Consider the following 25,843-nt stretch of genomic DNA (forward strand, 5'->3'; position numbering starts at 1 on the left):
GTGCTGGACGTCAACGCATTTGACAAGCTTCGCATCGGCCTGGCCACCACCGAGGACATCCGCGGCTGGAGCCACGGCGAGGTCAAGAAGCCCGAAACCATCAACTACCGCACCCTGAAGCCTGAGAAGGACGGTCTGTTCGGCGAACAGATCTTCGGCCCGACCCGCGACTGGGAGTGCGCCTGCGGCAAGTACAAGCGCGTGCGCTTCAAGGGCATCGTCTGCGAGCGATGCGGCGTGGAGGTCACCAAGTCCCGCGTGCGCCGTGAGCGCATGGGCCACATCGAGCTGGCCGCCCCCGTCACCCACATCTGGTTCTTCAAGGGTGTGCCGTCCCGCCTCGGCTACCTGCTCAACGTGACCCCGAAGGACCTGGAGCGCGTGATCTACTTCGCGTCCTACATGGTCACCGAGGTGGATGACGAGACCCGTCACAACGACATGCCCGGCCTGCAGGACGAGTTCGACTCCGAGATCAAGCGTCTTGAGCAGCGCCGCGACGCCGACATCGAAGCCCGCGCCAAGAAGGTGGAGGAGGATCTCGCCGCCCTCGAGGAGGCCGGTGAGGCCAAGGGTCCGGCCCGCGCCAAGCTGCGCAACGGCGCCGAGCGCGACATGACCGCCATCCGCACCCGCTACAACGACCAGATCGCCCGCGTGGACGCCGTCTTCGACAAGTTCAAGAAGCTCAAGCCCGGCGACATGGTGGACGACGTGGATCTGTGGCGCGAGATGCAGGACCGCTACGGCGACTACTTCGACGGCTGCATGGGTGCCGAGGCCATCAAGAAGCGCCTGCAGTCCCTCGACCTGGAGGCCATCTCCAAGGAACTGCGCGAGGAGATCAAGGACGCTTCCGAGCAGCGCAAGACCAAGGCCCTCAAGCGCCTGAAGGTCGTCAACGCCTTCCTGACCACCGGCAACAAGCCGGAGGCCATGGTGCTCGACGTGATCCCGGTCATCCCGCCGGATCTGCGCCCGATGGTCCAGCTCGACGGCGGCCGTTTCGCCACCTCCGACCTCAACGACCTGTACCGCCGCGTGATCAACCGCAACAACCGTCTGAAGCGACTGATCGAGCTCGGCGCCCCGGAGATCATGCTCAACAACGAGAAGCGCATGCTCCAGGAGGCCGTGGACTCCCTGTTCGACAACGGCCGTCGTGGCCGTCCGGTCACCGGCGCGTCCAACCGTCCGCTCAAGTCCCTGTCCGACATGCTCAAGGGTAAGCAGGGTCGTTTCCGTCAGAACCTGCTCGGTAAGCGAGTCGACTACTCCGGCCGTTCCGTGATCGTGGTCGGCCCGTCCCTGCGCATGCACCAGTGCGGTCTGCCGAAGCCGATGGCCCTCGAGCTGTTCAAGCCGTTCGTCATCAAGCGCCTCGTGGACATGAACTACGCGCAGAACATGAAGTCCGCCAAGCGCATGGTGGACCGCGGCGACACCGAAGTGTACGGCGTGCTCGAGGAGGTCATCTCCGAGCATCCGGTGCTGCTCAACCGTGCACCTACGCTGCACCGTCTGGGCATCCAGGCCTTCGAGCCGATCCTGGTGGAAGGCAAGGCCATCCACCTGCCGCCGCTGGCCTGCGCCGCCTTCAACGCCGACTTCGACGGCGACCAGATGGCAGTCCACCTGCCGCTGTCCGCCGAGGCCCAGGCCGAGGCCCGCTCCCTGATGATGGCCTCCGACAACATCCTCAAGCCGGCCGACGGCCACACCGTGACCATGCCGTCCCAGGATATGATCCTCGGTCTGTACTACCTGTCCACCGTCATCGAGGGCGCCAAGGGCCAGGGCCGCGTGTTCTCCTCCCTGGAGGAGGCCGAGATGGCCCTCGACCTGCACGAGATCGACATGCAGGCCAAGGTGCTCATCCGCCTGCCGGAGAACTTCGTGCTGCCGAAGAACTGGGAGCCGGGCGAGGTCAAGGTGCTCGACCCGCGCGAGGGCGAGACCGAGGTCGCCAAGGAAGAGCGCTTCCACGACGGCTCCGTGCTGTTCGCCACCTCCTACGGCCGCATCCTGTTCAATGAGACGCTGCCCACCGACTACCCGTTCGTCAACGACCAGGTGGCCAAGGGTCGTCTGTCCAAGATCGTGGACGACATCGCCATGCGTTACTCCACCCAGCAGGTGGCCGCAACGCTGGACGCCCTGAAGGACCTCGGCTTCACCCGAGCCCCGTGGTCCGGCGTGTCCTTCGCCTTCTCCGACGTGAACGAGCCTCCGGAGCGCGACGCCAAGATCGCCGAGTACGAGGCCAAGGCCGACAAGGTCAACGCCAACTACGAGATGGGTCTGCTGACCGAGGAAGCCCGCCGCCAGGAACTCATCGACCTGTGGACCGAGTGCACCGCCGAGGTGTCCAAGGAAGTCGAGGACAAGTTCGACCCGACCTCCAACCTGGCCATCATCGTGCAGTCCGGTGCACGAGGAAACATGATGCAGATCAACCAGATCGCAGGCATGCGAGGCCTCGTGGCCAACCCGAAGGGCGAGATCATCCCCCGTCCTGTGAAGTCCAACTACCGCGACGGCCTGTCCGTGCTGGAGTACTTCATCTCCCAGCACGGCGCCCGTAAGGGTCTGGCCGATACCGCACTGCGTACCGCAGAGTCCGGCTACCTGACCCGTCGTCTGGTGGACGTCTCCCAGGACGTGATCGTGCGCGAGGAGGACTGCGGCACCAAGCAGGGCCTGATGATCCGCGTGGCCGACCGCGACGCCGAGGGCAACCTCGTGCTCGTCAAGGCCGCCGATGGTGGTCCGTACTCCCGTCTGCTCGCCGCCGACGTCATCGACCCGGCCGACGGCCAGACCGTGCTCTACAAGCGCGACGACGCCCTGTCCATGGACGTGCTCAACGACCTCGTGGCCCACGGCGTGGAGGAAGTCAAGTGCCGTTCCGTGCTGACCTGCGAGTCCAAGCGCGGCGTGTGCGCCAAGTGCTACGGCTGGTCCCTGGCCACCAACAAGCTGGTGGACGTCGGCGAGACCGTCGGTATCGTGGCCGCCCAGTCCATCGGTGAGCCTGGTACCCAGCTGACGCTACGTTCCTTCCACTCCGGTGGTGTGGCCGCGGCTTCCGATATCACCCAGGGTCTTCCCCGTGTGACCGAGCTTTTCGAGGCCCGTACCCCGAAGGGTGAGGCGCCGATCACCGAGTTCGCCGGTACCATCAAGGTGATGGAGAACGATCGCGGCCGCCAGATCATCCTGACCCCGGACGCCGATTCCGGCGCTCCGAAGGAAGAGGGCATCATCAAGCCGATCACCTACCAGGTGTCCAAGCGCGTGCCGCTGAAGGTCGCCGACGGCGACCACATCAAGGTCGGCACCCAGCTGGTCGAGGGTTCCGTGGATCCGAAGAAGATCCTCACCATCCTCGGCAAGCGCGCCGCCCAGGTGAACATCGTGGAGGAAGTGCACACCGTGTACCGCTCCCAGGGCGTGGATATCCACGACAAGCACATCGAGGTCATCGTGCACCAGATGACCCGTCGCGTGACCATCATCGACTCCGGCGACACCGACCTGCTGCCGGGCGAGCTGGTGGACAACGCCCGCTTCCGCGAGATCAACCGCAACACGGTCAAGAACGGCGGCAAGCCCGCCGTGGGCCGTCCGGCGCTCATGGGCATCACCAAGGCCTCCCTGGCCACCGATTCCTGGCTGTCCGCCGCGTCCTTCCAGGAGACCACGCGCGTGCTCACCGAAGCCGCCCTCTCCGAGAAGGTCGACGACCTCAAGGGTCTCAAGGAGAACGTCATCATCGGTAAGCTCATCCCGGCCGGTACGGGTCTCGCCCGTTACCGCAACGCCGTGGTGGAGCCCGACAAGGCCATCCGCGACACCATCTACCCGAACTTCGGTCTGGGTGGCGAGGGCGACCTGGGCGATGCGTCCTTCTCCGACGCCGACCTGTCCGACCTGAACTTCTCCAACCTGGAGTTCGGCGACCTGAAGCTCGGCGACGACTTCAACCCGGACGACTTCTACTCCGACCAGGGTGACGACGACCTCGGTCTCGGCGACCAGCAGTGAGCCGGACCGCCGGCGGGGCTGACGGGTCCTTTTGACCTAAAGCCCCAGCCGGCGGTGGTAGCAAGCCGTTCCCAAACGTCGGCATAACGCAAGTGGCCTGGAACCTCCTCTGATACGAGGAGGTTCCAGGCCACTTGCGTTGTATGCGGGCAGGGGCAGGGGCAGGGGCAGGAAGGCTGGAACGGACACGGTACACTGGCTCCCCTCTCCGAGGGGAGCTGTCAGCGAAGCTGACTGAGGGGAGCTGCACGGGAGATAGCCTCAACGCTACGACTCCCCTCAGTCTCACTTCGTTCGACAGCTCCCCTCAGAGAGGGGAGCCGAAAAGCAAAGAAGCGTGCTCTCCCCAAATCAAGGAAGAGCACGCTTCTTGTGTCATCCGCGGAACCCAGCGGACTTAGCGCAGGGCCAGGTTGGCGGCGCCGATCAGACCGGCGTCCTGGCCGGCGGTGGCGGCGACGATCTTGGCGTGGCCGCGGTAGGCGCTGCCTTCCAGGAAGCGGGAGTAGTTGTAGCGGGCCGGCTCCAGCAGGATGTCGCCGACGGCCACCACGCCGCCGCCGATCACGAAGATGTCCGGGTCGAGCACCGCGGCGGTCGCGGCCATCGTGCGGCCGAGCCATTCGCCGATCTTGTTGAAGGCGTACAGGCCGAGCACGTCGCCCTCCTGGGCGGCCTGGGAGACCATCGGGCCCTCGAGCTTGGTGATGTCGCCACCGCACAGCTCCAGCAGGCGCTTGGCGTCCTGCGGGCGACGGCGCACGGCGGACTTGGCGAAGTTCTCCAGTGAGGTGCCGGAGGTGTAGCGCTCGGCGCAGCCGCGCAGGCCGCAGCCGCAGTGGTCGCCGTCCGGGACCATCGGCAGGTGGCCGAGCTCGGCGGCCATGCCGAAGGAGCCGCGGTACAGTTCGCCGTTGATCACGATGGCGCCGCCGAGGCCGGTGCCCACGGTCAGGGCCACCATGTTCTTGCTGCCCTGGCCGGCACCGTGCACGTACTCGCCCCAGCCGGCGCAGTTCGCGTCGTTCTCGATGATGACCGGCACGGCGTGGTCGATGAGCGCGCCGATGTGCTCGGACAGGTCGTAGTTGAGCCATGCGGGGATGTTCGCGGCGAAGGTCATGGTCTTGCGGTCGGCGCCGACGTTGCCTGCGGCGGAGACGCCGATGGCCTGGATGTCGGTGTGGCCGGAGGCGATGGCCTCGTTGTAGATCTTGGCGATGTTCTGGTTGATGGCGTCGGCATCCATCGGCGTGGGGACGCGCCAGCGCTGGATAATGGTATCGTTTTCATCGCACACGGCGGCGGCGATCTTGGTTCCTCCGATATCGATGGCAAGCGTGGTCATGGCCTCTCCTTTGATTGTCTTGGTACGCTTCAAACACTGGAATCATAACGGTTGCGGAAGACGTAACGTGGTATTTCCCGCATGATTTGCAGCAATGGCAGCATCGATTGCCTGGTTTGCACATGGGTGGGAGCGTTCACACCCACCCCCCCCTAAATCACCAATTGGGAAGCAAACGGTTGCATTGACGCCGATTCGATAGGGGGCATCAGGGGTGGTGTGATGCGACACGCCGCGACACGCCGAAGTTGCGCATATGCCTGTGCTTCCGGTAATGTATCCACTCGTGCCTCACGAGAGTGAGAAACACACGGCCCCGTAGCTCAGTTGGTTAGAGCGCCGCCCTGTCACGGCGGAGGTCACCGGTTCAAGTCCGGCCGGGGTCGCCACCAAGGCTTCCGATGATTCGGAAGCCTTTTTCGTTATCTGACCTGACACAGCGGCTCATCGCCGCGCCAACCCAACGGCAAGGAGTCCGCCACCATGCAGCGTCCGATCATGACCTCCCGTTCCTTCCTGCGCATGCCGTCCGAGCAGGCCGGCCCCGGCGACGAAACCGTGGCGCAGAATCTCGTGGACACGCTGGAGGCCAACCGCTCGCGCTGCGTGGGCATGGCCGCCAACATGATCGGCGTGAACAAGCGCATCATCGCCTTCGTCGACGAGGACTTGGGCGGACGCATCACCGTCATGTACAACCCAGTGATCACCGCCACCGACGGCGCGTACGACACCCAGGAAGGATGCCTGTCCCTGGACGGCGAACGCCGCACGCTGCGCTACCGCCGCATCGAGGTGGATTTCGAGGACCGTCGCTTACGGGCTCGCCATGCCACGTTCACCGGTTTCACCGCCGAGATCATCCAGCACGAAGTCGACCACTGCAACGGCATCATCATCTGAGCCGGACCAGCCAAGCCGGGCCGCACGGGCCGGTTGCGTTAGAATCATCCGGTGAATCCAGCATCATCCGCACCTGACGTCACCGCACATACCGGCACCGAATCCGTCGACGACGGGCACGCCTCCGGCCCGCAGATCGTCCAGACGCCCAAAGGCGTGGCCGCCACGCTCGCGCAGGCGTTCGTATACGGCATGTTCCCGCTGTACTGGGCCGCGCTGGCCAGCGTGCCGTCGATGAACGTGATGCTTTACCGCATCGTCACCGCGGCGGTGGTGATGGTGGTGTTCATGCTGGCGACCGGCCGCTGGCGTGGCCTCGTCGCGGCCGTATGCGCGATGTGGCGCACGCCGAAGGTCTTCGCGATGGCCGTCACGGCCGCCGTGCTCGTGACCATCGACTGGGTGGTCTATATCTATCTGGTCTCGATAGGCCGCACCTCCGAGGCCAGCGCCGCCAACTTCCTCATGCCGCTCATCAACATGCTGCTGGCGCTCGTGCTGCTGCGCGAACGCACCACGCGGCTCGGACTGGTCTCCATGGGCATCGCGGTCATCGGCGGTGCCTTGTATGTGCTGGACACCGGCTCGTTTCCCGGTCTCGCGCTGCTCATGACCTTCAGCTACTCGGGATACTGCCTCATCAAACGATTCGTGCCGCTCGACCCGTTCCAATCACTGACGTTCGAGACCGGCGTGCTCACGCCGATCGCGTTCGTGGCGCTCGCCGTGCAGCCGCGGTTCGGCGTGCCGGCGGGGGAGCCGTGGTGGGTGTGGGCGATGCTTGCCGGTTGCGGCGTGCTCACGGTGATCCCGCTGGTGCTCACTTCGTACGGCGTCAAGCACGCCGCGTTCCTGACGTTGAGTTTTACGCAGTACATCACGCCCACCATCCAGCTGATTCTGGGCATTGCGGTGCTCGGGGAACGGGTGCCGGCGCATCGGTTCATCTCCTTCTCCGTGATCTGGCTGGCGCTCGCCGTGTATACCTTCGACCTGGTAAGGCGGCATTACGAACGCCTGAAGTAGGGGAGCGACACGCCGGTGCCGGCCGCGCGGCTGTGCCTGCGGTGGACAACCATCGGCTCAACCGGTGGATAACCGGGCCGGATGGCGGATTATCCACCGCATGGCCGACCGGTTATGCACATTCGGGAGTGGCGGAATCGTGCGGTTTTCCACTTATCCACCAAACCGGGGCGGGGGATTGCGAACGTTTACATGCGGGGCGTAACGTGTGCCTCACGGCGGAAGGAACATCCGCCGGCCAACGTTATTGAGAGATCTGGTCTGATTCGCCCGATGTGAGGGGACGGGCGGCCGGATAACCCCGTTGGCCATTCGTCGCCATGAGGTACGCGGATGGCTGTCGGGTTCGGGAATCGGGGGACGCTCCGCATATGGCCTGCCGTGGGGATGCGGCGGGCCATATGGCCCTTGTCAGGTTGGTCTAGCGGCCGTTCTCTGCTGGGAGCCCGTGCGGTCTATCGAAAAACGGCCGCGATTCGGCGGATTTCCGTCCGGAATTTGCTAGACCGTGCAGCCTCCTGGCAAGAAACGGCCGCTAATCAGGGCTGCGGCATCCGGGCTGCATGCGGTCCGCTTTTTCGCATGCGTCTTTTCTCCGCGTCTATGCATGGCTGTCGAAAACCGTTGCGATCATTGGCAACACGCTGTGTGCCGCCGTATTAATTCAATCATTTGACAAACATAGTTTAACGGGTTTACTATTAATCCCGTAATCCGTTGAACCACTACTGCAAAGGAGCGCCCAAATGGGTCTGTGGGATGTTGACAAGGTCGAGTACGTCGGTCGTTCTAAGGGGCCGAAGGAGGGCCTGGCCTTCCACTACTACGATGCCGACAAGGTCGTTGCCGGCAAGAAGATGAAGGACTGGCTGCGCTTCGGCGTCGCTTGGTGGCACACCTTCAACCAGGAGCTGGTTGATCCGTTCGGCACCGGCACCGCCCACCGTCCGTACTACAAGTACACCGATCCGATGGATCAGGCCCTGGCCAAGGTGGACTACGCCTTCGAGCTGTTCCAGAAGCTCGGCGTCGAGTACTTCTGCTTCCACGATCGCGACATCGCCCCCGAGGGTGACACCCTGCGCGAGACCGACGCCAACCTGGACAAGGTCGTCGACAAGATCGAGGAGAACATGAAGGCCACCGGCGTCAAGCTGCTGTGGAACACCTCCTCCCTGTTCACCAACCCGCGCTTCGTGTCCGGCGCCGCCACCTCCCCGTTCGCCGACATCTACGCCTACGCCGGCGGCCAGCTCAAGAAGAGCCTCGAGATCGGCAAGCGCCTGGGCGCCGAGAACTACGTGTTCTGGGGTGGCCGTGAAGGCTACGAGAACCTGTGGAACACCGAGATGAAGCGTGAGACCGATCACATCGCTCAGTTCTTCCACCTGTGCGCCGACTACGCCAAGGAAATCGGCTTCGACGCCCAGTTCCTGATCGAGCCGAAGCCGAAGGAGCCGACGCTGCACCAGTACGACTTCGATGCCGCCACCGCCATCGAGTTCCTGCGCAGCCACGACCTGACCGACGTCTTCAAGCTGAACCTCGAGGGCAACCACGCCAACCTGGCCGGCCACACCTACCAGCACGAGATCCGCGTGGCCCGCGAGAACGGCTTCCTGGGCTCCCTCGACGCCAACCAGGGCGACAAGCTCATCGGCTGGGATATGGATGAGTTCCCGACCGACCTCTACGAGACCGTCGCCGTGATGTGGGAAGTCCTGCAGGCCGGCTCCATCGGTCCTCACGGTGGTCTGAACTTCGACGCCAAGCCGCGCCGTACCTCCTTCTACGCCGAGGACCTGTTCCGCTCCCACGTCGCCGGCATGGATTCCTACGCCGCCGGCCTGCTGGTCGCCGACAAGATGAACCAGGACGGCTTCATCCAGGATCTCATGGCCGAGCGCTACAGCTCCTACGACTCCGGCATCGGCAAGGACATCGAGGACGGCAACGTCACCCTGGCCGACCTCGAAGCCTACAGCCTCGACAAGCCGCAGTCCGAGCTGATCGCCGCCACCAAGTCCGATCACCTGGAGTCCGTCAAGGCCACCATCAACAACTACATCATCGACGCCCTGTCCGAGGTTGAGTGAAACTCGGATTCGGTCTCGAATGACTGACTGATACGGATTGCTTCGTCACCGGATGCGTGGTGCCGTGGGCCGTATGGCTTGCGAAAGCGCGCATCCGGCACGATTCGCCATATCTTGCATAACCGAATACGAATAATTGAATATCGATAACTGAAGATGCGATAACTGAATATAAAACCGATAATGCGCTACGGAAGCGGTGCGCCGCCGCCGTGCGCGAGTCGCAGACGGCCGGGCGTCGAAGCCATGCCGTGCGCGACGTCATGGTTGATTTTCCATTTCCTCAATTCTCCTTTCTCTCCTTCCTTCCACCGGAAAGCCCGCCCGAACGCAGATGTTCAGGCGGGCTTTCCGGTTTGTGGGCGAGTGCGTGTGTGATCGGAGCGCGTGGATTGTGATTCGGCTAGCGCAATCCACGCAAAGAATGGGATCAGGCCTTGGCGTGGGCCAGGCGCTGCGTGCTGTCGCGCACTACGAGGGATGTGGAGAGAATCACGCGCTTCTGAATCTGCCGGCCCTCGGTGGTGTCGATGATCATGCGCGCCGCCGTGGAGGCCATGTCCTGCAGGGGCTGGCGCACCGTGGTGAGGGCCGGTCCCATGTAGGCGGCGGTCTGGATGTCGTCGAAGCCGATGATGGACAGGTCCTCCGGGATGCGGATCTTCAGCTGGCGCGCTGCCTCGTACACGCCCATGGCCTGCAGGTCGCTGCCGGCGAAGATGGCCGTGGGCCTGTTCTGCTCGTCCTCCAGCAACGCCATGGCACCCTCGTAGCCGCCTGGGGTGGTGAAGTCGCCCTCGGCGATGAGCTCGGGGGAGGTGGGGATGCCGCGTTCGGCCAATGCCGCCGAATAACCGTCCAGCCGGGCGCGCGAGCACAGCATCTCGTCCGGTCCGGTGATGATGCCGATGCGCTTGTGGCCGAGCTCCAGCAGATGACGGGTGGCGATCACGCCGCCCATCCAGTTGTCCGCCTGAACGGAGAGGTCGTCCAGCGCCGGGTTGCCCGAAGGGTCGAAGACCACGAAGGGGATGTTGTGGGATTGGAGCAGGCTGCGTTCGCTGTCCGTCAGGTTCGAGAACACCAGAATCGCCCCGATGGGCTGTCGTTCGATGATGCCCTTGGCCCATGCGGGGTCGGGATGTTTCCTGTCGCCGCTGGGAACGATCATGACGTTGATGCCGTGCCGCCTGGATTCCTCCAGAATGCCGCGGATCACTTCAAGCGCCCATATGGTATTGAAATCCCGGAAGACCACCTCGATGGTGCGTTGTTGCCGCTCCGGTGAGTTCCGCCTCACATATCCGCTGTCTTTCAACGCCTTGTCGATGGCCTGCCGGGCCATCTCCGAGATGTCGCCTTTGCCGTTGAGCGCCTTGGAGACCGTGGCCAGCGAGTAGCCGGTCTGCTTGGCGATGTCCGAAAGCCTGACCTTCGTGCCGCCATTGGTCTGATGCGATTCAGTTGATGCCATCATTGTCCACCTTGCCGAAAAGTATATTCTCATTATATTCGAAACTTTCGATAGGTCAATTCGGGATAATTTCGGTGTATAAACGGTTAAGAACGTTGGAAATTAAGGGATTTTAGAAGCGCAACGCTTTCGTAAACCAAATTTGACCGTTGAACTAATAAGGTCTTATGATGAAGGCATCGAAAATACAAAGCGAGTTTTCGATAGGGTTGAAAAAGCTCTTCAATACTTGATTTGACGCGGTTGTCGGGCGGTGTTGAGTGTCCGCTGCAAGCAAAGAGAAGTGTGCTTTGCGGCGACCGGCTTTCGAAACTTTCGTAAATCGCTGACTGACGGTGACGTCGGTCGAGATGAAAAAGGAGACGACAATGAAGTTCAAGTCCGTAGCTGCAGCCGTCCTGGCCATGGCCACCTGCGTGAGCATGGCCGCCTGCGGAAGCAGCGGCAACACCAACGCCGACGGCAAGGTCGAGATTACCATGTGGCACAACTCCACCACCGGTGACGGCAAGGCTTACTGGGAGGCCGCGGCCAAGGCCTTCGAGAAGGAAAACCCGAACGTCGAGATCAAGATCGAGGCCATCCAGAACGAGGACATGGACGGCAAGCTGCAGACCGCCCTTCAGGATCCGGATTCCGCCCCCGACATCTTCATGGCCCGTGGCGGCCAGAAGCTGCGCGACGTGGTCGAGGCCGGACAGGCCATGGACCTGACCGACAAGGTCTCCGATACCGTCAAGACCCAGCTGAAGACCGCCGAGGCCACCGGCACCATCGACGGCAAGATCTACAGCGTCCAGCAGTCCGTGCTCCCCGGCGGCATCTGGTACTCCAAGGACCTGTTCGAGAAGGCCGGCATCACCGAGACCCCGAAGACCTGGGACGAGTTCAAGACCGTGGTGCAGAAGCTCAAGGACGCCGGCATCACGCCGATCGCCGTCGGCGGCAAGGACGCATGGCCGGCCGCCCACTGGTGGTACTGGTTCGCCCTGCGCGAGTGCTCCTCCGACACCTTCGAGAAGGCCCAGGCGGACAAGGACTTCAGCGATTCCTGCTGGACCCGCACCGGTGACGACGTGCAGAGCCTGCTCGACCTCGACGCCTTCAACGACGGCTTCCTGACCACCCCGGCACAGCAGGGCGCAAGCTCCTCCGCCGGCCTGCTCGCCAACCACATGGCCGCCATGGAGCTGATGGGCGGCTGGGAGCCCGGCGTGATCAAGGACCTCACCCCGGACAAGCAGGAGATGGCCGACCTCGGCTACTTCGCCTTCCCGACCATGGACACCGGCAAGGGCGATCCGACCGCCATCATGGGTGGCTCCGACGGCATGGCCGTGGGCGCCTGGGCTCCGGACGAGGCTGTGGACTTCCTCAACTTCGTCTCCGAGAAGGAGTGGCAGGAGAAGTACGCCACCGCCTTCTCCACCATCCCGGCCAACAAGGAAGCCCAGGATGCCGTGACCAACGACGCCCTGAAGCAGGTGCTGTCCGTCTACAACGAGGCATCCTCCGTCTCCATGTGGCTTGACACCGTGTTCGGCCAGAACATCGGCAACGCGCTCAACGAGGGCGTGGTCAACATGATGGCCGGCAAGGGCACCGCCGACGACATCGTCAAGGGTGTCGAAAGCGCCGCCGCCAAGGGCTGAGAGATCAACCTGACGCACTGTCCAAGGGCCGTGGTGTCCGCCAAGGAGCGCCACCACGGCCCGTCTTTTCCCAAGGTATAAGGAAGGTCTCACTCATGTCAGCATCAGCGGGCGCAGCAATCAAGCGCCGCCAGTCGGTCCTGACCGACAAGGCTCGCAAACGCATCGAAATCGCCATTCTTTCGCTTCCGGCCCTCATCATGTTCCTCGGCTTCGTGATCCTGCCGGTGTTCATGGCCGGATACTACGGATTCTTCAAGTGGAAGGGCTACGGCAAGCCGACCGTCAACGGCCAGTTCATCGGCTTCGAAAACTACAAGATCATCCTGACCGACCCCAACTTCCAGGAAGCCCTGGGCCACACGCTGTTCGTGGTGGTCGCCTCCCTGATCATCCAGGGCCCGCTCGCCATTCTCTTCGCACTGCTGCTCAATCAGAAGTTCAAGGGCCGCGCCCTGATTCGTACCCTCATCTTCGTGCCGTACGTGGTGTCCGAGGTCATCGTGGGTACCGGTTGGAGCCTGATCCTCCAGACCACCGGTGCGTTGAACGCCATCCTCAAGAAGATGGGATTGGCCGGAGCCGATTGGATCTCCGACCCGAAGATCGCCATCTGGACGTTGATGTTCATCATCTCGTGGAAGTACATCGGCTTCGCCGTCATCCTGATGATCGCCGGCATGCAGTCGATCCCCGAGGACCTGTATGAGGCCGCCCGCGTGGACGGCGCCGGATTCTGGCGCCAGCAGTGGAGCATCACCCTGCCGCTGCTCGGACCCACCATCCGCATCTGGGCGTTCATGTCCATCATCGGTTCGCTCCAGCTCTTCGATCTGGTGTACATCATCTGGGGCCAGTACGTCTCGTCCACCGCCGGCACCTCCACGATGGCCACCTACATGGTCCGCGAAGGCCGACTCGCCAACAACTACGGTTATGGTTCCGCAGTGGCCGTGGTGATCTTCATCATCTCCCTGGTCATCGCCCTGACCTATCAGAAGTTCGTGCTCAACCGCGACCTCGAAGGCGCTCTCACCGACGAGAAGGACGCCAAGCGCCGCGCCAAGCGTGCCGCGAAGGAAGCGGCCAAGCGTGCCAAGGCCAATGGTGGTTCCGTGGCAGTTGCAAATGAGGTGATTTCACAATGACAACCGCAGTTTCCCAGCCTGCACACAAGACCGGCAGGAAGAACTATGACCCGTACGCGCTGAGGAAGTCCTCCAAGACCCCGTGGGGCAATCCCGTGGTCTACTTCTTCTCGCTGCTGCTGGTGGCGCTGTGCGTCGGCCCGGTGCTCTACATCATCATCGGCGGCTTCCGTACCAACTCGCAGATCACCCGCGATCCGGCCGGCTGGCCGAACCCGTGGAACTTCGAGAACTACAAGACGGTGTTCACCTCGAACATCTTCTGGTCCGAGCTGGTCAACTCGCTCATCGTCTCCATCGGCACGATGGTCGGCGTGGTGGTACTGGCCCTCATGGTGAGCTTCGTGATCGCCCGCTACGAGTTCAAGCTCAACAAGTTCCTGTACTCGCTGTTCGCGGCCGGCATGATGTTCCCGATCACCGTCGCCATCACCCCGCTGTACCTGCTGCTGCGCAACCTGCATCTCATCAACTCGCATCTGGGCATCATCCTGCCGCAGATAGCGTTCGGCCTGCCGCAGGCCATCATCATCCTGGTGCCGTTCCTGAAGTCCATCCCCAAGGAACTGGAGGAGGCCGCCGAGCTTGACGGTTGCTCCCGCATCGGCTTCTTCGGCCGCATGGTCTTGCCGCTGAGCTGGCCGGGCGTGGCCACCGTCGGCATCCTGACCTTCGTCAGCAGCTGGAACGCCTACATGCTGCCCCTGTTCCTGCTCAACGATTCGAGCAAGTACACGCTGCCGCTCGGCGTCCAGATGTTCAGCTCGCAGCACTCCGTCGATACGGCCCAGGTGCTGGCCTTCACCTCGCTCTCGATGATTCCGGCCTTGCTGTGCTTCACCATCTTCCAGAAGAAGATCGTGGGCGGCCTGACCGGCGCCGTCAAGGGCTGAGCAAGGCGCCGCCAACCGCGAGCAAGGCACGATAGGCCCAGTGCCGGGCCTCAAACCGGCACATCCCATACCCGTACCGTGGGAAGGACGATCGGTCTTTCTTCCGAGCCGATTCCTTTCATCCTCCTCCTTCCCTGGCCCTTCCCACGGCACCCATTCTTTTCAATGAGGAGAAGAACATGCAAATCTCCAACCCCGTACTCCCCGGTTTCAACGCCGATCCCTCGATGATCCGCGTCGGCGATACCTACTACATCGCCAACTCCACCTTCGACTGGTGGCCCGGCGTGCGCCTGCACGAATCCAAGGACATGGTCCACTGGAACCTGCTGCCCGGCCCGCTCAACCGCGTCTCCCAGCTGGACATGAAGGGCAACCCCTCCGGCGGCGGCATCTGGGCTCCCGACCTGTCCTACGCGGACGGCAAATTCTGGCTCATCTACACGGACGTGAAGATCGTCAACGGCGCGTTCAAGGACTGCGCGAACTACCTCGTCACCGCCGAGGACATCCATGGCCCCTGGAGCGAGCCGATCCGCGTCAACGGCGTGGGCTTCGACGCCAGCCTCTTCCATGACAACGACGGCCGCAAGTACCTGGTCCAGCAGACCTGGGACTTCCGCGAATACCACCATCAGTTCGATGGCATCACCCTGACCGAATTCGACACCGAAACCATGCACCTGAAGCCGGAAACGGCACGCACCATCTGGCGCGGCACGGACGTGAAGCTGGTGGAGGGCCCGCACCTGTACAAGATCAACGGCTGGTACTACCTGTTCTGCGCCGAAGGCGGCACCCAGTACGAGCACCAGGAATCCGTGGCCCGCTCGCGCACGCTGGACGCCGAATCCTTCGAAGGCGACCCGCACAACCCGTTCATCTCCAACTTCGACACCCCGGACACCTACCTGCAGAAGCAGGGTCATGGCGCGCTGGTGGAGACGCCCGGCGGCGAATGGTATTACGCCTCCCTGTGCGGCCGCCCGTGGCGTCACGAGACCGAACCGGCCCACGGCGTGCGCGGCTGGTGCACGCTCGGCCGCGAGACCTCCATCCAGAAGGTCGAATGGGATGAGGACGGCTGGCCGTACGTGGTAGGCGGCCACGGCGGCGAACGCTACGTCGAGGCCCCGAAGGACGCCATCGCGACCGAGGCGCCGACGGACCACTCCCAGCACGACGAATTCGACTCGGACACGCTGGACCTCAACTGGAACACCCTGCGCGTGCCGTTCACCGAAGCCATGGGCCATGTGGGCGGCGGCTCGCTGACCCTGCGCGGCCAAGGTTCGCTCTCCAACCTGTTCGAACTCTCGCTGGTCGGCCGCCGTTGGCAGGCCTTCGACTTCGACGCCGAAACCAAGGTGACCTTCAATCCGGACAACTACATGCAGATGGCCGGCCTCACCAACTTCTACAACCACCTGTGCTGGTCGTGGGCCTTCGTCACCTGGGACGAGAAACGCGGCAAGCGCGTCATCGAGGTGGCCCAGAACGACTTCGACACGTATACCTCGTTCCTCAAGGACAAGGCCATCGAAGTGCCGGACGGGGTCGAATCCGTGTGGTTGCGCACCAAGGTCCGCACCGGCACCTACGGCTACGAGTACTCGTTCGACGGCGAGACCTGGCATGAGATTCCGGTCGTGCTGGACGCCGCCGTACTCTCCGACGACCACGTGGCCCGCAACTACGGCGGCTTCTTCACCGGAGCGTTCGTGGGACTGGCCGCCGTTGACCTGTCCGGCTACGGCAAGGAAGCGGTGTTCGACCACTTCGATTACCGGGAACTGTAGCGGATGATCATGATGCGGTGCGCGGCTTCTCGCAGAACGGCGGGAGCCGCGCACTTCGTCGAGCAGGGGAGAAGGCGATGATTATGGAGCCATCCGTCGAGGTCCTCAGCAGTGATTCCCGGTTCACCGGTGAAATCGACTGCACCGCCGCCGTGCCGTATCATCCCGGCAAACCCGGTCTCACCATGGACGTGATCGGGCCGATGCTCACCAGCGTGCAGGGCGGCACTCTGCCGGCGGTGCTGTTCATACAGGGCAGTGGCTGGACCACACCCAACAGGATGTATGCGGTGCCGCGGCTGCTGAAACTGGTCGCGCGGGGTTTCGTGGTCGCCACGGTGGGGCACACCGACAGCCAGGGCGGCCGGCATCCGTTCCCCGAATATCTGTGCGACGTCAAATCCGCATTGCGGTATCTCAGGCTGCACGCCGAACGGTTCCACATCGACCCCGAACGCATTGGTATCTGGGGTACGTCGTCCGGTGCCAACACCGCGCTGCTGATGGGCATGACGCAAGGCGATGCGCGCTATGACGACGGCAGCAACGCCGGCGCCTCGGACGCCGTGGATTACGTGGTGTCCTGCTTCGCGCCTACCGACGCCTTCGGACTGCTGAACGGCGAGGAACCCGACGCCAACCCGGACATCATCGACTGCGTGGCATGCGTCGCCGGTGCGGCGAATGCGGATGGAGTCGATGACGATACGAGGCGAAGGGCCTATGCGATGAGCCCATACCGCATCGTGACGCCGGACACCGACTGTCCTCCCGCGCTGCTGCTGCACGGCGACTCCGACACGTTGGTGAGCTACGCGCAGACCGAAAAACTATATCGGCGCATGGGCGAGCAGGGGCATGATGCCCGCATGATTCGCGTGGCCGGAGGCGAACATGAGGGGAATTTCTGGAGCGAACCGGTCACCGCGGCGATCATCGACTTCATCGAGGCACATGCATAGCGGTGTGTCCATCCGATGATGGTTTTTCGCGATACGAACAGCAGGGGGAGTGATGGGCATGACAGCGCCAAGCATGCGGACACAGGCATTGACCGGAGAAAAGGACGACCGTGTCTCTGCGCACGCGCGCACGGTCGCCAATCCGGTGATGCGGGGCATGTACCCGGACCCCTCGTGGATATGGGATGAGACGCGCGGCGAGATCGTGCTGGTCAATTCGTCGTTCGAACTGGTACCGGGCTTGCCGATCCACGTCACGCGCGACCTGACGTCCTGGGAGCACATGGGCGATGCCGTGGACGCGGCGATGGCCCGCCGGCTGCTCATCGACGGTGTGGAGGACTCCGGCGGACTGTATGCGCCGACCATCCGGCGCATCCGTGGCCGGTATGCCATCGTATGCACCGTGGCCCGCGTGAATGAGGAACGGGCGCTCGCGGCCGGTTGTGCGGCGGCGGACATCGATGACTGCCGGGCGGCCCAAGGCAACTTCGTCATCACGGCGGACACATTGGAAGGGCCGTGGCAAGGGCCCTATTGGGTGGCAGACGCGGAAGGTATCGATCCGGACATCTTCGAGGACACCGATGGCACGGTCTGGTGGACGCAGACCCGTCCGGCCGTCAAACCCCAGTGGGAAGGCCAGACCGAGGTCTGGGCCCAGCCCATCGACCCGTCCGACTGGACGCTGCGGGGCCACAAGACCGTGATCTGGCGCGGTTACGGATTGGACGCGGTCTGGGCGGAAGGCCCACATCTGTACCGCATGGGCGACTGGCTGTACCTCATGACCGCGGAGGGCGGCACCAGCTTCGAACACAGCGAAATGATGATGCGCACGTATGCACCGCAAGGATTCACGGCCGCGATCGCCGGATTCGAGCAGGGCCTCGCCGCGCGCGACGTGTGGATCGAACCGGCGCGCGAAGGCGAGCACAGCGTCGTCGGCCAATACGACCGCCTGTTCCAGGCCTGCAAACGCAATCCGATACTCACGCACCGTCACCTCGGCAATAAGAAACTCACCCAATGCGTGGGCCATGCCGACCTGCTGCGCCACCCGCAAGCCGGTTGGCTGCTCGCCTGCCTCGGCGTGCGCGAGACTCCGGGACGGGAGCCGGGCGAACTGTTCAGCTACCTGGGCCGTGAAACGTTCGTTGCGCCGGTTGCCTGGGAACGCAACCCCGTCTCCTGGAAGCTGGAGGGCGACAGTCCGGCCAAGCAGGATGACACTGCGGATCCCGGATGGCCGGTCGTCGCCCCCGGACTGGGGCGTCTGCCTGCCGCGCTCGCCGTTTCTTTGGATGATGACGGCGCGCTGCGCTCGGTGGAATCCATCGAGGTTCCGCTGAATTGTTCGGCTGATGACGGATATGCCGAACACATCGACGAACAGGACGATCGTCTGGTCAGCGTCCGCGGCCGCGACGGATACCGGTTCATGCGCGTGGACGCGCCGGACTATGCGGCGATGGTCCCGCCGAACCGGGAACTGATGCTGCATCAGGACTCGACGCACTACGTCACGATGCGCGTAAAGCAGGGCGGACTGACGGCCGAAATCACCGACCGAGGCGAGACCTCGCTGCTGGATCTGGGGACGATCGAGTCGGGCGAATGGTTCGGCGCGCGACTGCATGACAATCGATTGCGATTCCTGGCCGTCCGGTCCGCCGCAGGTGCTGCGGTCCATCCTTCACTGGCGGAGACCGAGGCCGGAACGGTTGCCGATGCGGCCGATGCCTCGGACAGCGGGTCGTCCCGCGAAACCGTGCTGATGGCGCACGCCGACATATCCGGCGCCCGGACGTTGGGGGAGTGCGACGCGCGATTCCTCAGCACCGAATGGGCCGGCGGCTTCGTCGGATGCCTGGTCGGCAGCCGTACAATATCGTCGGGCGCATATAGTTAAACCGTTGAACCGATACTTGATTCAAGCGAAATTTCGGAGGATCATCCCTCATTCGGCTTCGCCGACGGCTCCCGGCAGGGGAGCCAGGGGAAATCACACCAATGCAAGGAGGCAATGCAATGGCCCATGATCTCGAACAATTGAAGCGTGACCACCCGGACGTGGCGAAGCTCTTCGCGGACGACTGGCTGCAATACCGCAAATCGGAAATCCTGCCGGAACTCACGCGCGAGGCCCAGTCCACATGCGACCGTATCAACCGCATCTACTTCGAGGACACCCCCGAAGCCGAGCGGCTGTTCCGCGAGCTGGTGCCGGAGGCCGGCGAAGGCGTGGACTTCCGTCCGCCGATCCGTCTGGATTACGGTCTGGGCTTGAAGATCGGCGACCGCACGTTCATCAACATGGACTTCCTCATCGTGGGCGGCGGCCCGATCTCCATCGGCTCCGACTGCCTCATCGGCCCGCGCGTGAGCATCTACACGCCGAACCACGCCATCGAGCGCAAGCCCAGGCTTGAAGGCTGGCAGCACAACGAGGACGTGACCATTGGCAACAACGTGTGGCTCGGCGGCAACGTAGTGATCTGCCCCGGCGTCACCATCGGGGACAACACCATCATCGGCGCGGGTGCCGTGGTCACGCACGACATCCCCGCCGACTCCATCGCCGTGGGCAACCCCTGCCATGTGATCGGCCAGGTGCCCGAGGACTGGACGCCCGAACAGCGCGCCGCCGTGGAGGGCGCATAGGTTTTCGCCGGCCCATCGGCACTGTCGGGTCGGCACCCATCAGCAAAGGAGCAATGCAATGACGCAGTATCATGTTTCGGCTTCGGCCGGTTCCCCGGCGGGCATCGGCAGTGAGGCAGACCCGTTCCTGACCATCGGGCAGGCGGCGGCCATCGCGCGCGCCGGCGACGAGGTGATCGTGCACGCGGGCACGTACCGGGAGTCCGTGGACCCGCGCTTTGGCGGCGAGAGCGAGACGAACCGCATCGTCTACCGCGCCGCCGAGGGCGAGCCGCGCCCGGTTATCACCGGTGCCGAACGCATCGACACGTGGGTTCCGGAAAGCGGGGGCGTATGGCGCGCCGAGATCCCGAACTCGTTCTTCGGCGGTTACAACCCGTACGTCGAGACCGTGTTCGGCGACTGGACCGTCTATCCCGATCCCAAGGTCGAGGTCCGTCACCTGGGTGACGTGTACCTCAACGGCAAGTCGTTCTACGAGGTCGCGTCGCTGGACAAGGTGCGCGAACCGGAACGCTGGGACACCGGGCGCGACGCGGCCACGGACTCCATTGTGCCGCTGTTGGACCCGGACGCCACGGTGAACGTGTGGTATTGCGAGACGGATGCCGAAACCACTACGATCTGGGCGAACTTCCATGATGCGGACCCGAACGTGGAGGTCACGGAGATCAACGTGCGCGAGACGTGCTTCTACCCGTCTCGCCCGTTCGTCAACTACGTCACCGTGCGCGGGTTCGAGTTGTGCCGCGCGGCCTGCCCGTACACGCCGCCGACCGCGGATCAGGTGGGACTGATCGGCCCGCACTGGTCGCGCGGCTGGGTGATCGAGGGCAACGTGATCCATGACGCGAAATGCTCCGCCATCTCGCTGGGCAAGGAGATCTCCACCGGGGACAACGACTCGACCCGCACGCACCGCAAGTCCGGCTACCAGTACCAGAAGGAGGCCGTGTACAAGGCCCTGCACGTGGGCTGGAGGAAGGGCGTGGTCGGCGGCCATGTGGTGCGCGGCAACGTGATCTACGACTGCGGCCAGAACGGCGTGGTGGGGCACATGGGTTGCGCGTTCAGCCTCATCGAGGGCAACCATATCTTCCGGATCGGCACCAAGCGCGAGTTCTTCGGCTGGGAGGTCGCCGCCATCAAGATGCATGCCGCGGTGGACACCGTGGTGCGCGGCAATCGTGTGCACGATTCGGTGCTGGGCATGTGGCTCGATTGGCAGGCACAGGGCACGGTGGTGGATGCGAACGTGTTCTACCGCAACACGCGCGACGTGATGACCGAGGTGACCCACGGGCCCATCACGTTCACGAACAACGTGTTCGCCTCCGAGTTCAGCTTCGATGACTATGCGCAGGGCGCGGCGTTCGTGAACAACCTGTTCGCCGGTCGCATCCGCCACACCCAGGTGCTCGACCGGTCCACGCCTTACCACTTCCCGCACTCCACCGACCCCGCCGGCGAGGCCTTCGTCTACGGCGGCGATGACCGGTATCTCAACAACCTCTTCATGGCGGTCGGTGGTGCCGGCGAGGCCGAGCGCATGGCTGACGCCGCCGGCGGCGAAGGCGTGGCGGATACGGGCACCGCCTGCTTCGAGGATCATCCGCATTCGCTCGCCGACTATGAGCGACGCATCGAGGAGGCCGGACTCGGTGATGAGGAGCTGTACCGCAGCATTCCGCAGCCCATGACGCTGGCGTCCAACACGTATCTGAACGGTGCCCGTGCCGCCTCGTGGGAGCCGGACGCCGTGGTGTGCGGTGAAGCCGGTGCTTTGAGTCTGCGTGAGACCGATGATGAGCTGTGGCTCACGGTCACGCTGCCCGAAGCGGTGCGCGGGGCGACCGGTCCGGTGGTCTCCACCGCCGACCTCGGCCAGCCGCGCATCGTGGAGGGATACTTCGAACAGCCGGATGGCTCGCCCATCGTGGTGGACCGCGACATCACCGGTGCCGCCCGTGGCGAGCGTTCCGCCCGTGGACCGCTCGCCGCGTATCCGGCGGATGAGGTGCTCGTCTGGCGAAGCGGTGCGGCCAGCTGATGACCCGCTGCGGAACGACGTCGGATGACTTGCGCGTGTAACAAAACGGGTATATGGTTAAATCATTGAACTAAATAACCGTACCCGTTCTGCGTACCTGCGCAACGTCAATGGAGATACCGCTATGCACGCACATCGAATGCTGTTGTTCTCGCTGGCCATGCTGGCCGTGGCCTATGCCGTCCTGCTGTTCGTGGATCCCGTGGCCGCCCCGATCGGCGCCCTGCTGACCGCCGCCGGACTGGTGCTGGTCTCCACGCGCTACGCCTGGCGCCCCAAATTCCTCGCGCTGTTCGAGACGGGGGAAGCCGCCCGCTGAGTCCCGATTCCCGGATTCCTGGTCAGACTATCCGATAATTCAAAACCGCAACCCTTGCGATGTCCCGTCGCAACCCACGCCGTCCCGCACGTCAGCGGGGCGGCGTTTTTCGTTTAGCTTCGTTAAGCCAAGATTGACATGGCCCCCGTTCTCGGCTCCCCTTGTCAGGGGAGCTGGCGGCGAAGCCGACTGAGGGGTAGTCCAATGGAATTCATGTCAATGTTGATTTAACGTCACCTTTCGTTTTGTTGCGGATGATGTGCGATTTTGAACGTAATTCGTGTGTATTTTGGTGTGTTTTGATCGGCCCCGCCGTGTTCGCGGGGTGGAAGGATTTCGGCGTGTCGCGTTTTTCTCAACGTTGAGATAGCGTGACCCATAGTTTGATGAAGTGTTGAAAAACTGTCATTGTTACCGCTCACATTTAGTTAGCTGAGTGAATCAAACACCCGAAAAACGGCCTTATTCCAGCCAAACTTAACGATTGGTAATTGTTAAACCAAAAAACTATGTGGTATATTTTTAACAGGTTCGGCAATGGTTGCCAGACCGCAAGGAAGAGGAAACAAAGTTCCTATCAATGACGAAAGGAATCCCCATGAACAAGTGGACCAAGGCTCTCGGCGTCATCGCTGCGACTGCTATGCTCGTCCCGCTGGCCGCCTGCGGCGGCGGAACCCGCGGCACCACCACCGCCGGTGGCGACAGCAGCAGCTCCGGCGACGTCAAGGTCGGCATCTCCATGCCCGAGCAGATGCTCGAGCGCTGGAAGATCGATGGCGAGAACCTGAAGAAGCAGCTTGAGGGCTACGGCTACGACGTCACCCTGCAGTACGCGGACGGCAAGACCGATCTGCAGACCTCCCAGATTCAGAACATGGCCAACAACGGCATGAACTACGTGGTCATCGCCTCCATCGACGGCACCGCCACCGGTGCTGCCGCCGAGCAGGTCGCGGCCAACGGCGGCAAGGTCATCGCCTACGACCGCCTCATCATGAACACCGATGCCGTCGACTACTACGCCACCTTCTCCCTGGAGGACGTCGGCCGTATGCAGGGCGAGTACATCGAGCAGAAGCTCGGCCTGAAGGACGGCCAGAAGGGCCCGTTCAACGTCGAGCTCATGGCCGGCTCCCCGACCGATAACAACGCGGGCTACTACTTCAAGGGCGCCTGGGACGTGCTCGGACCGTACTTCAAGTCCGGCGTGCTGCAGTCCAAGTCCGGCAAGGTCCCGTCCTCCGCCGACGACTGGCAGTCCATCGGCATCGATAACTGGGACCGCCAGAAGGCCCAGAACGAGATGGAGAACCGCATCAACTCCTTCTACAACGACGGCACCAAGCTTGACGCCGTGCTCGCCCAGAACGACGCCGAGGCAACCGGTACCTACAACACCGTCGAGGCCGCCGGCTGGGATTACTACCCGATCATCACCGGACAGGACGCCGAGAAGGCCAACGTCCAGGCCATCGTCCAGGGCAAGCAGTCCATGACCGTCTACAAGGACACCCGCGAGCTGGCCAAGGCCACCGCCGAGATGATCAAGGCCCTGGTCGACGGCAAGGAGCCGACCGCCCCGGACACCTTCAACAACGGCACCAAGGACGTCCCGTCCCAGCTGCTGACCCCGGTCACCGTGGACAAGGACAACCTCAAGGAAGTCCTCGTTGACGGCGGCTACATCTCCGCCGCCGATGCCGGCCTGTGATCGGAATCGGAAGTCGATCACCAAGCCATAAGGCATAAGGAAAAGCACAGTACGCGGGCTTCGGCCCGCCGCTAGCTCACAGAACAGGAGGCGCCGCACTGCATCGTTGCGGTACGGCGCCTCCACCATGCACAGGGACATTACTATCGGAGGAGGTAACTGTGGCTACAAACGGTGACGTGATTCTCGAAATGCGTCATATCGTAAAGCGCTTCGGCCCGGTCACCGCATTGAACGACGTGAATATCACGGTCAAGAGGGGCCAGATATTCTCGATCTGCGGTGAGAACGGCGCCGGCAAGTCGACCCTGATGAACGTGCTGTCGGGCGTGTACCCGTACGGCACCTACGAGGGCGACATCGTATACAACGGCGAGACCTGCAAGTTCAAGACGATCCGCGATTCCGAGGAAAAGGGCATCGTGATCATCCACCAGGAGCTTGCACTGGTGCCGTACATGTCCATCCAGGAGAACATCTTCCTGGGCAACCAGAAGAAGAAGGGCATCGCGATCGATGCCGACCAGCAGCGCAAGATCGCGTACGACGTGATGAAGAAGGTCGGTCTGGACGAGAATCCGGACACCCTGATCTCCAACATCGGCGTCGGCAAGCAGCAGCTGGTCGAGATCGCCAAGGCCCTCACCAAGAACGTGAAGCTCCTCATCCTGGACGAGCCGACCGCCGCCCTGAACGACGAGGATTCCAAGAACCTGCTCGACCTGATCGACGGCCTGCGCCGTGACCAGGGTATCACGGCCATCATCATCTCCCACAAGCTCAACGAGATCGCCTACTCCGCCGACGCGGTGCAGGTCATTCGAGACGGCCACACCATCAGCCACATCGACATCGACGCCGAGCACCCGCTGGACCAGGACGTGCTGATCCGCGACATGGTGGGCCGCCCGCTCACCAACCGCTACCCGGTGCACGAGAGCCACATCGGCAAGGAGATGTTCCGCGTCGAGGACTGGAAGATGCATCACCCGCTCGACGAGAACCGCCTGGTCGCCAAGGACGTGAGCTTCAACGTGCGCGCCGGCGAGATCGTGGGCATGGCCGGCCTGATCGGCGCGGGCCGCACCGAGACCGCCATGAGCGTGTTCGGCCGCCAGTACGGCACCAACGCCTCCGGCAAGATCTTCGTGGAAGGCAAGGAAGTCAAGTTCCCGACCGTGCGCTCCGCCATCGACCACGGCGTGGCCTACGCCACCGAGGATCGCAAGGTCTACGGCCTGAACCTCATGAAGACCATTCGCGAGAACACCTCCCTGGCCAGCCTCAAGGAACTGTCCAACAAGCTGGGCGTGGTGGACGAGACCCGCGAGAAGCAGACGGCCGAGAAATACCGCAAGGAGTTCCGCACCAAGGCCCCGACCATCGAAATGCCGGCCGGCAACCTGTCCGGCGGCAACCAGCAGAAGGTCGTGCTCGCCAAGTGGATGGCCACCGACCCGAAGGTCCTGATCCTGGATGAGCCGACCCGAGGCATCGATGTGGGTGCCAAGTACGACATCTACGAGATCATCGACCAGCTGGCCGACTCCGGTTCCGCGGTGATCGTGATCAGCTCCGAACTGCCCGAACTGCTCGGCATCTGCGACCGCATCTACACGATGAGCGCGGGCCAGATCACCGGTGTGTTCAACGCCAAGACCACCAACCAGGAGGAGCTCATGAAGTACATGACCTCCCCGACGGCCCTGCCCAAGGACCAGGTCTTCGCCTGACGCCGCCAGCCGGCC

17 protein-coding genes and 1 tRNA gene are annotated in these 25,843 nt (G+C 63.2%); 16 read left to right on the forward strand and 2 right to left on the reverse strand.

The window, feature by feature from the left end:
- Positions 1–4,047 carry a DNA-directed RNA polymerase subunit beta' gene (locus tag KIH81_RS01425; RefSeq protein WP_214303757.1) on the forward strand — a complete coding sequence of 1,349 codons (4,047 nt, stop codon included), beginning with the start codon at positions 1–3 and terminating at the stop codon, positions 4,045–4,047.
- A 397-nt stretch (positions 4,048–4,444) separates the two neighbouring features.
- Here KIH81_RS01425 and KIH81_RS01430 read toward each other — a convergent pair whose 3' ends face one another.
- Positions 4,445–5,395: an ROK family glucokinase gene (locus KIH81_RS01430; RefSeq protein WP_214303758.1), complete on the reverse strand. Its 951-nt coding sequence runs from the start codon at positions 5,393–5,395 to the stop codon at positions 4,445–4,447.
- Positions 5,396–5,707: 312 nt separating this feature from the next.
- On the opposite strand from KIH81_RS01430, the gene KIH81_RS01435 reads away from it, so the two are divergent.
- The 4 genes from KIH81_RS01435 (at position 5,708) to xylA (ending at position 9,420) form a co-directional block, all read left to right on the forward strand.
- Positions 5,708–5,784: transfer RNA gene (locus KIH81_RS01435), tRNA-Asp, on the forward strand.
- Positions 5,785–5,878: 94 nt separating this feature from the next.
- Positions 5,879–6,298 (forward strand): peptide deformylase, encoded by a 420-nt coding sequence (locus tag KIH81_RS01440; protein ID WP_214303759.1) that lies wholly within the window; start codon positions 5,879–5,881, stop codon positions 6,296–6,298.
- A gap of 51 nt (positions 6,299–6,349) precedes the next feature.
- Positions 6,350–7,324, forward strand: a complete 975-nt coding sequence (locus KIH81_RS01445; RefSeq protein ID WP_214303760.1) for an EamA family transporter — start codon at positions 6,350–6,352, stop codon at positions 7,322–7,324.
- Positions 7,325–8,070: 746 nt separating this feature from the next.
- Positions 8,071–9,420, forward strand: coding sequence for a xylose isomerase (gene xylA / locus KIH81_RS01450; protein ID WP_214303761.1), 1,350 nt, complete (start codon positions 8,071–8,073; stop codon positions 9,418–9,420).
- A gap of 430 nt (positions 9,421–9,850) precedes the next feature.
- Here the strand turns inward: xylA and KIH81_RS01455 are convergent, their stop codons facing one another.
- Positions 9,851–10,897, reverse strand: coding sequence for a LacI family DNA-binding transcriptional regulator (locus KIH81_RS01455; protein WP_214303762.1), 1,047 nt, complete (start codon positions 10,895–10,897; stop codon positions 9,851–9,853).
- Positions 10,898–11,262: 365 nt separating this feature from the next.
- On the opposite strand from KIH81_RS01455, the gene KIH81_RS01460 reads away from it, so the two are divergent.
- The 11 genes from KIH81_RS01460 to KIH81_RS01510 all read left to right on the forward strand — a co-directional run bounded on the left by KIH81_RS01460 (position 11,263) and on the right by KIH81_RS01510 (position 25,828).
- The gene (locus KIH81_RS01460; RefSeq protein ID WP_214303763.1) at positions 11,263–12,546 is read left to right on the forward strand and encodes an ABC transporter substrate-binding protein; all 1,284 of its coding nucleotides are present in this window, start codon (positions 11,263–11,265) and stop codon (positions 12,544–12,546) included.
- Positions 12,547–12,641: 95 nt separating this feature from the next.
- Complete coding sequence (locus tag KIH81_RS01465; RefSeq protein WP_214303764.1) at positions 12,642–13,694, forward strand: carbohydrate ABC transporter permease; 1,053 nt, start codon at positions 12,642–12,644, stop codon at positions 13,692–13,694.
- Positions 13,691–14,587 (forward strand): carbohydrate ABC transporter permease, encoded by an 897-nt coding sequence (locus tag KIH81_RS01470; RefSeq protein WP_109057436.1) that lies wholly within the window; start codon positions 13,691–13,693, stop codon positions 14,585–14,587. The genes KIH81_RS01465 and KIH81_RS01470 overlap by 4 nt, the downstream gene beginning before the upstream one ends.
- 179 nt (positions 14,588–14,766) lie before the next feature.
- Positions 14,767–16,386: a glycoside hydrolase family 43 protein gene (locus KIH81_RS01475; RefSeq protein WP_214303765.1), complete on the forward strand. Its 1,620-nt coding sequence runs from the start codon at positions 14,767–14,769 to the stop codon at positions 16,384–16,386.
- An 83-nt stretch (positions 16,387–16,469) separates the two neighbouring features.
- Positions 16,470–17,348, forward strand: coding sequence for an alpha/beta hydrolase (locus tag KIH81_RS01480; RefSeq protein WP_214303766.1), 879 nt, complete (start codon positions 16,470–16,472; stop codon positions 17,346–17,348).
- Positions 17,349–17,421: 73 nt separating this feature from the next.
- Complete coding sequence (locus tag KIH81_RS01485; protein ID WP_214303895.1) at positions 17,422–19,260, forward strand: glycoside hydrolase family 43 protein; 1,839 nt, start codon at positions 17,422–17,424, stop codon at positions 19,258–19,260.
- A gap of 119 nt (positions 19,261–19,379) precedes the next feature.
- A complete protein-coding gene (locus tag KIH81_RS01490) occupies positions 19,380–20,012 on the forward strand; it encodes a sugar O-acetyltransferase (protein WP_109057433.1) in 633 nt (210 codons plus the stop codon).
- Positions 20,013–20,070: 58 nt separating this feature from the next.
- Complete coding sequence (locus KIH81_RS01495; RefSeq protein ID WP_214303767.1) at positions 20,071–22,062, forward strand: right-handed parallel beta-helix repeat-containing protein; 1,992 nt, start codon at positions 20,071–20,073, stop codon at positions 22,060–22,062.
- 124 nt (positions 22,063–22,186) lie between these two features.
- The gene (locus KIH81_RS01500; protein ID WP_214303768.1) at positions 22,187–22,381 is read left to right on the forward strand and encodes a hypothetical protein; all 195 of its coding nucleotides are present in this window, start codon (positions 22,187–22,189) and stop codon (positions 22,379–22,381) included.
- Between the two features lie 598 nt (positions 22,382–22,979).
- On the forward strand, positions 22,980–24,095 hold the full coding sequence (locus KIH81_RS01505; protein WP_109057430.1) for a substrate-binding domain-containing protein: 1,116 nt from the start codon (positions 22,980–22,982) through the stop codon (positions 24,093–24,095).
- Between the two features lie 191 nt (positions 24,096–24,286).
- Positions 24,287–25,828 (forward strand): sugar ABC transporter ATP-binding protein, encoded by a 1,542-nt coding sequence (locus KIH81_RS01510; RefSeq protein WP_217624838.1) that lies wholly within the window; start codon positions 24,287–24,289, stop codon positions 25,826–25,828.
- Positions 25,829–25,843 lie beyond the last annotated feature (15 nt).

The sequence above is a fragment of the Bifidobacterium miconisargentati genome (genome assembly GCF_019331675.1).
GTDB classification, from domain to species: domain Bacteria; phylum Actinomycetota; class Actinomycetes; order Actinomycetales; family Bifidobacteriaceae; genus Bifidobacterium; species Bifidobacterium miconisargentati.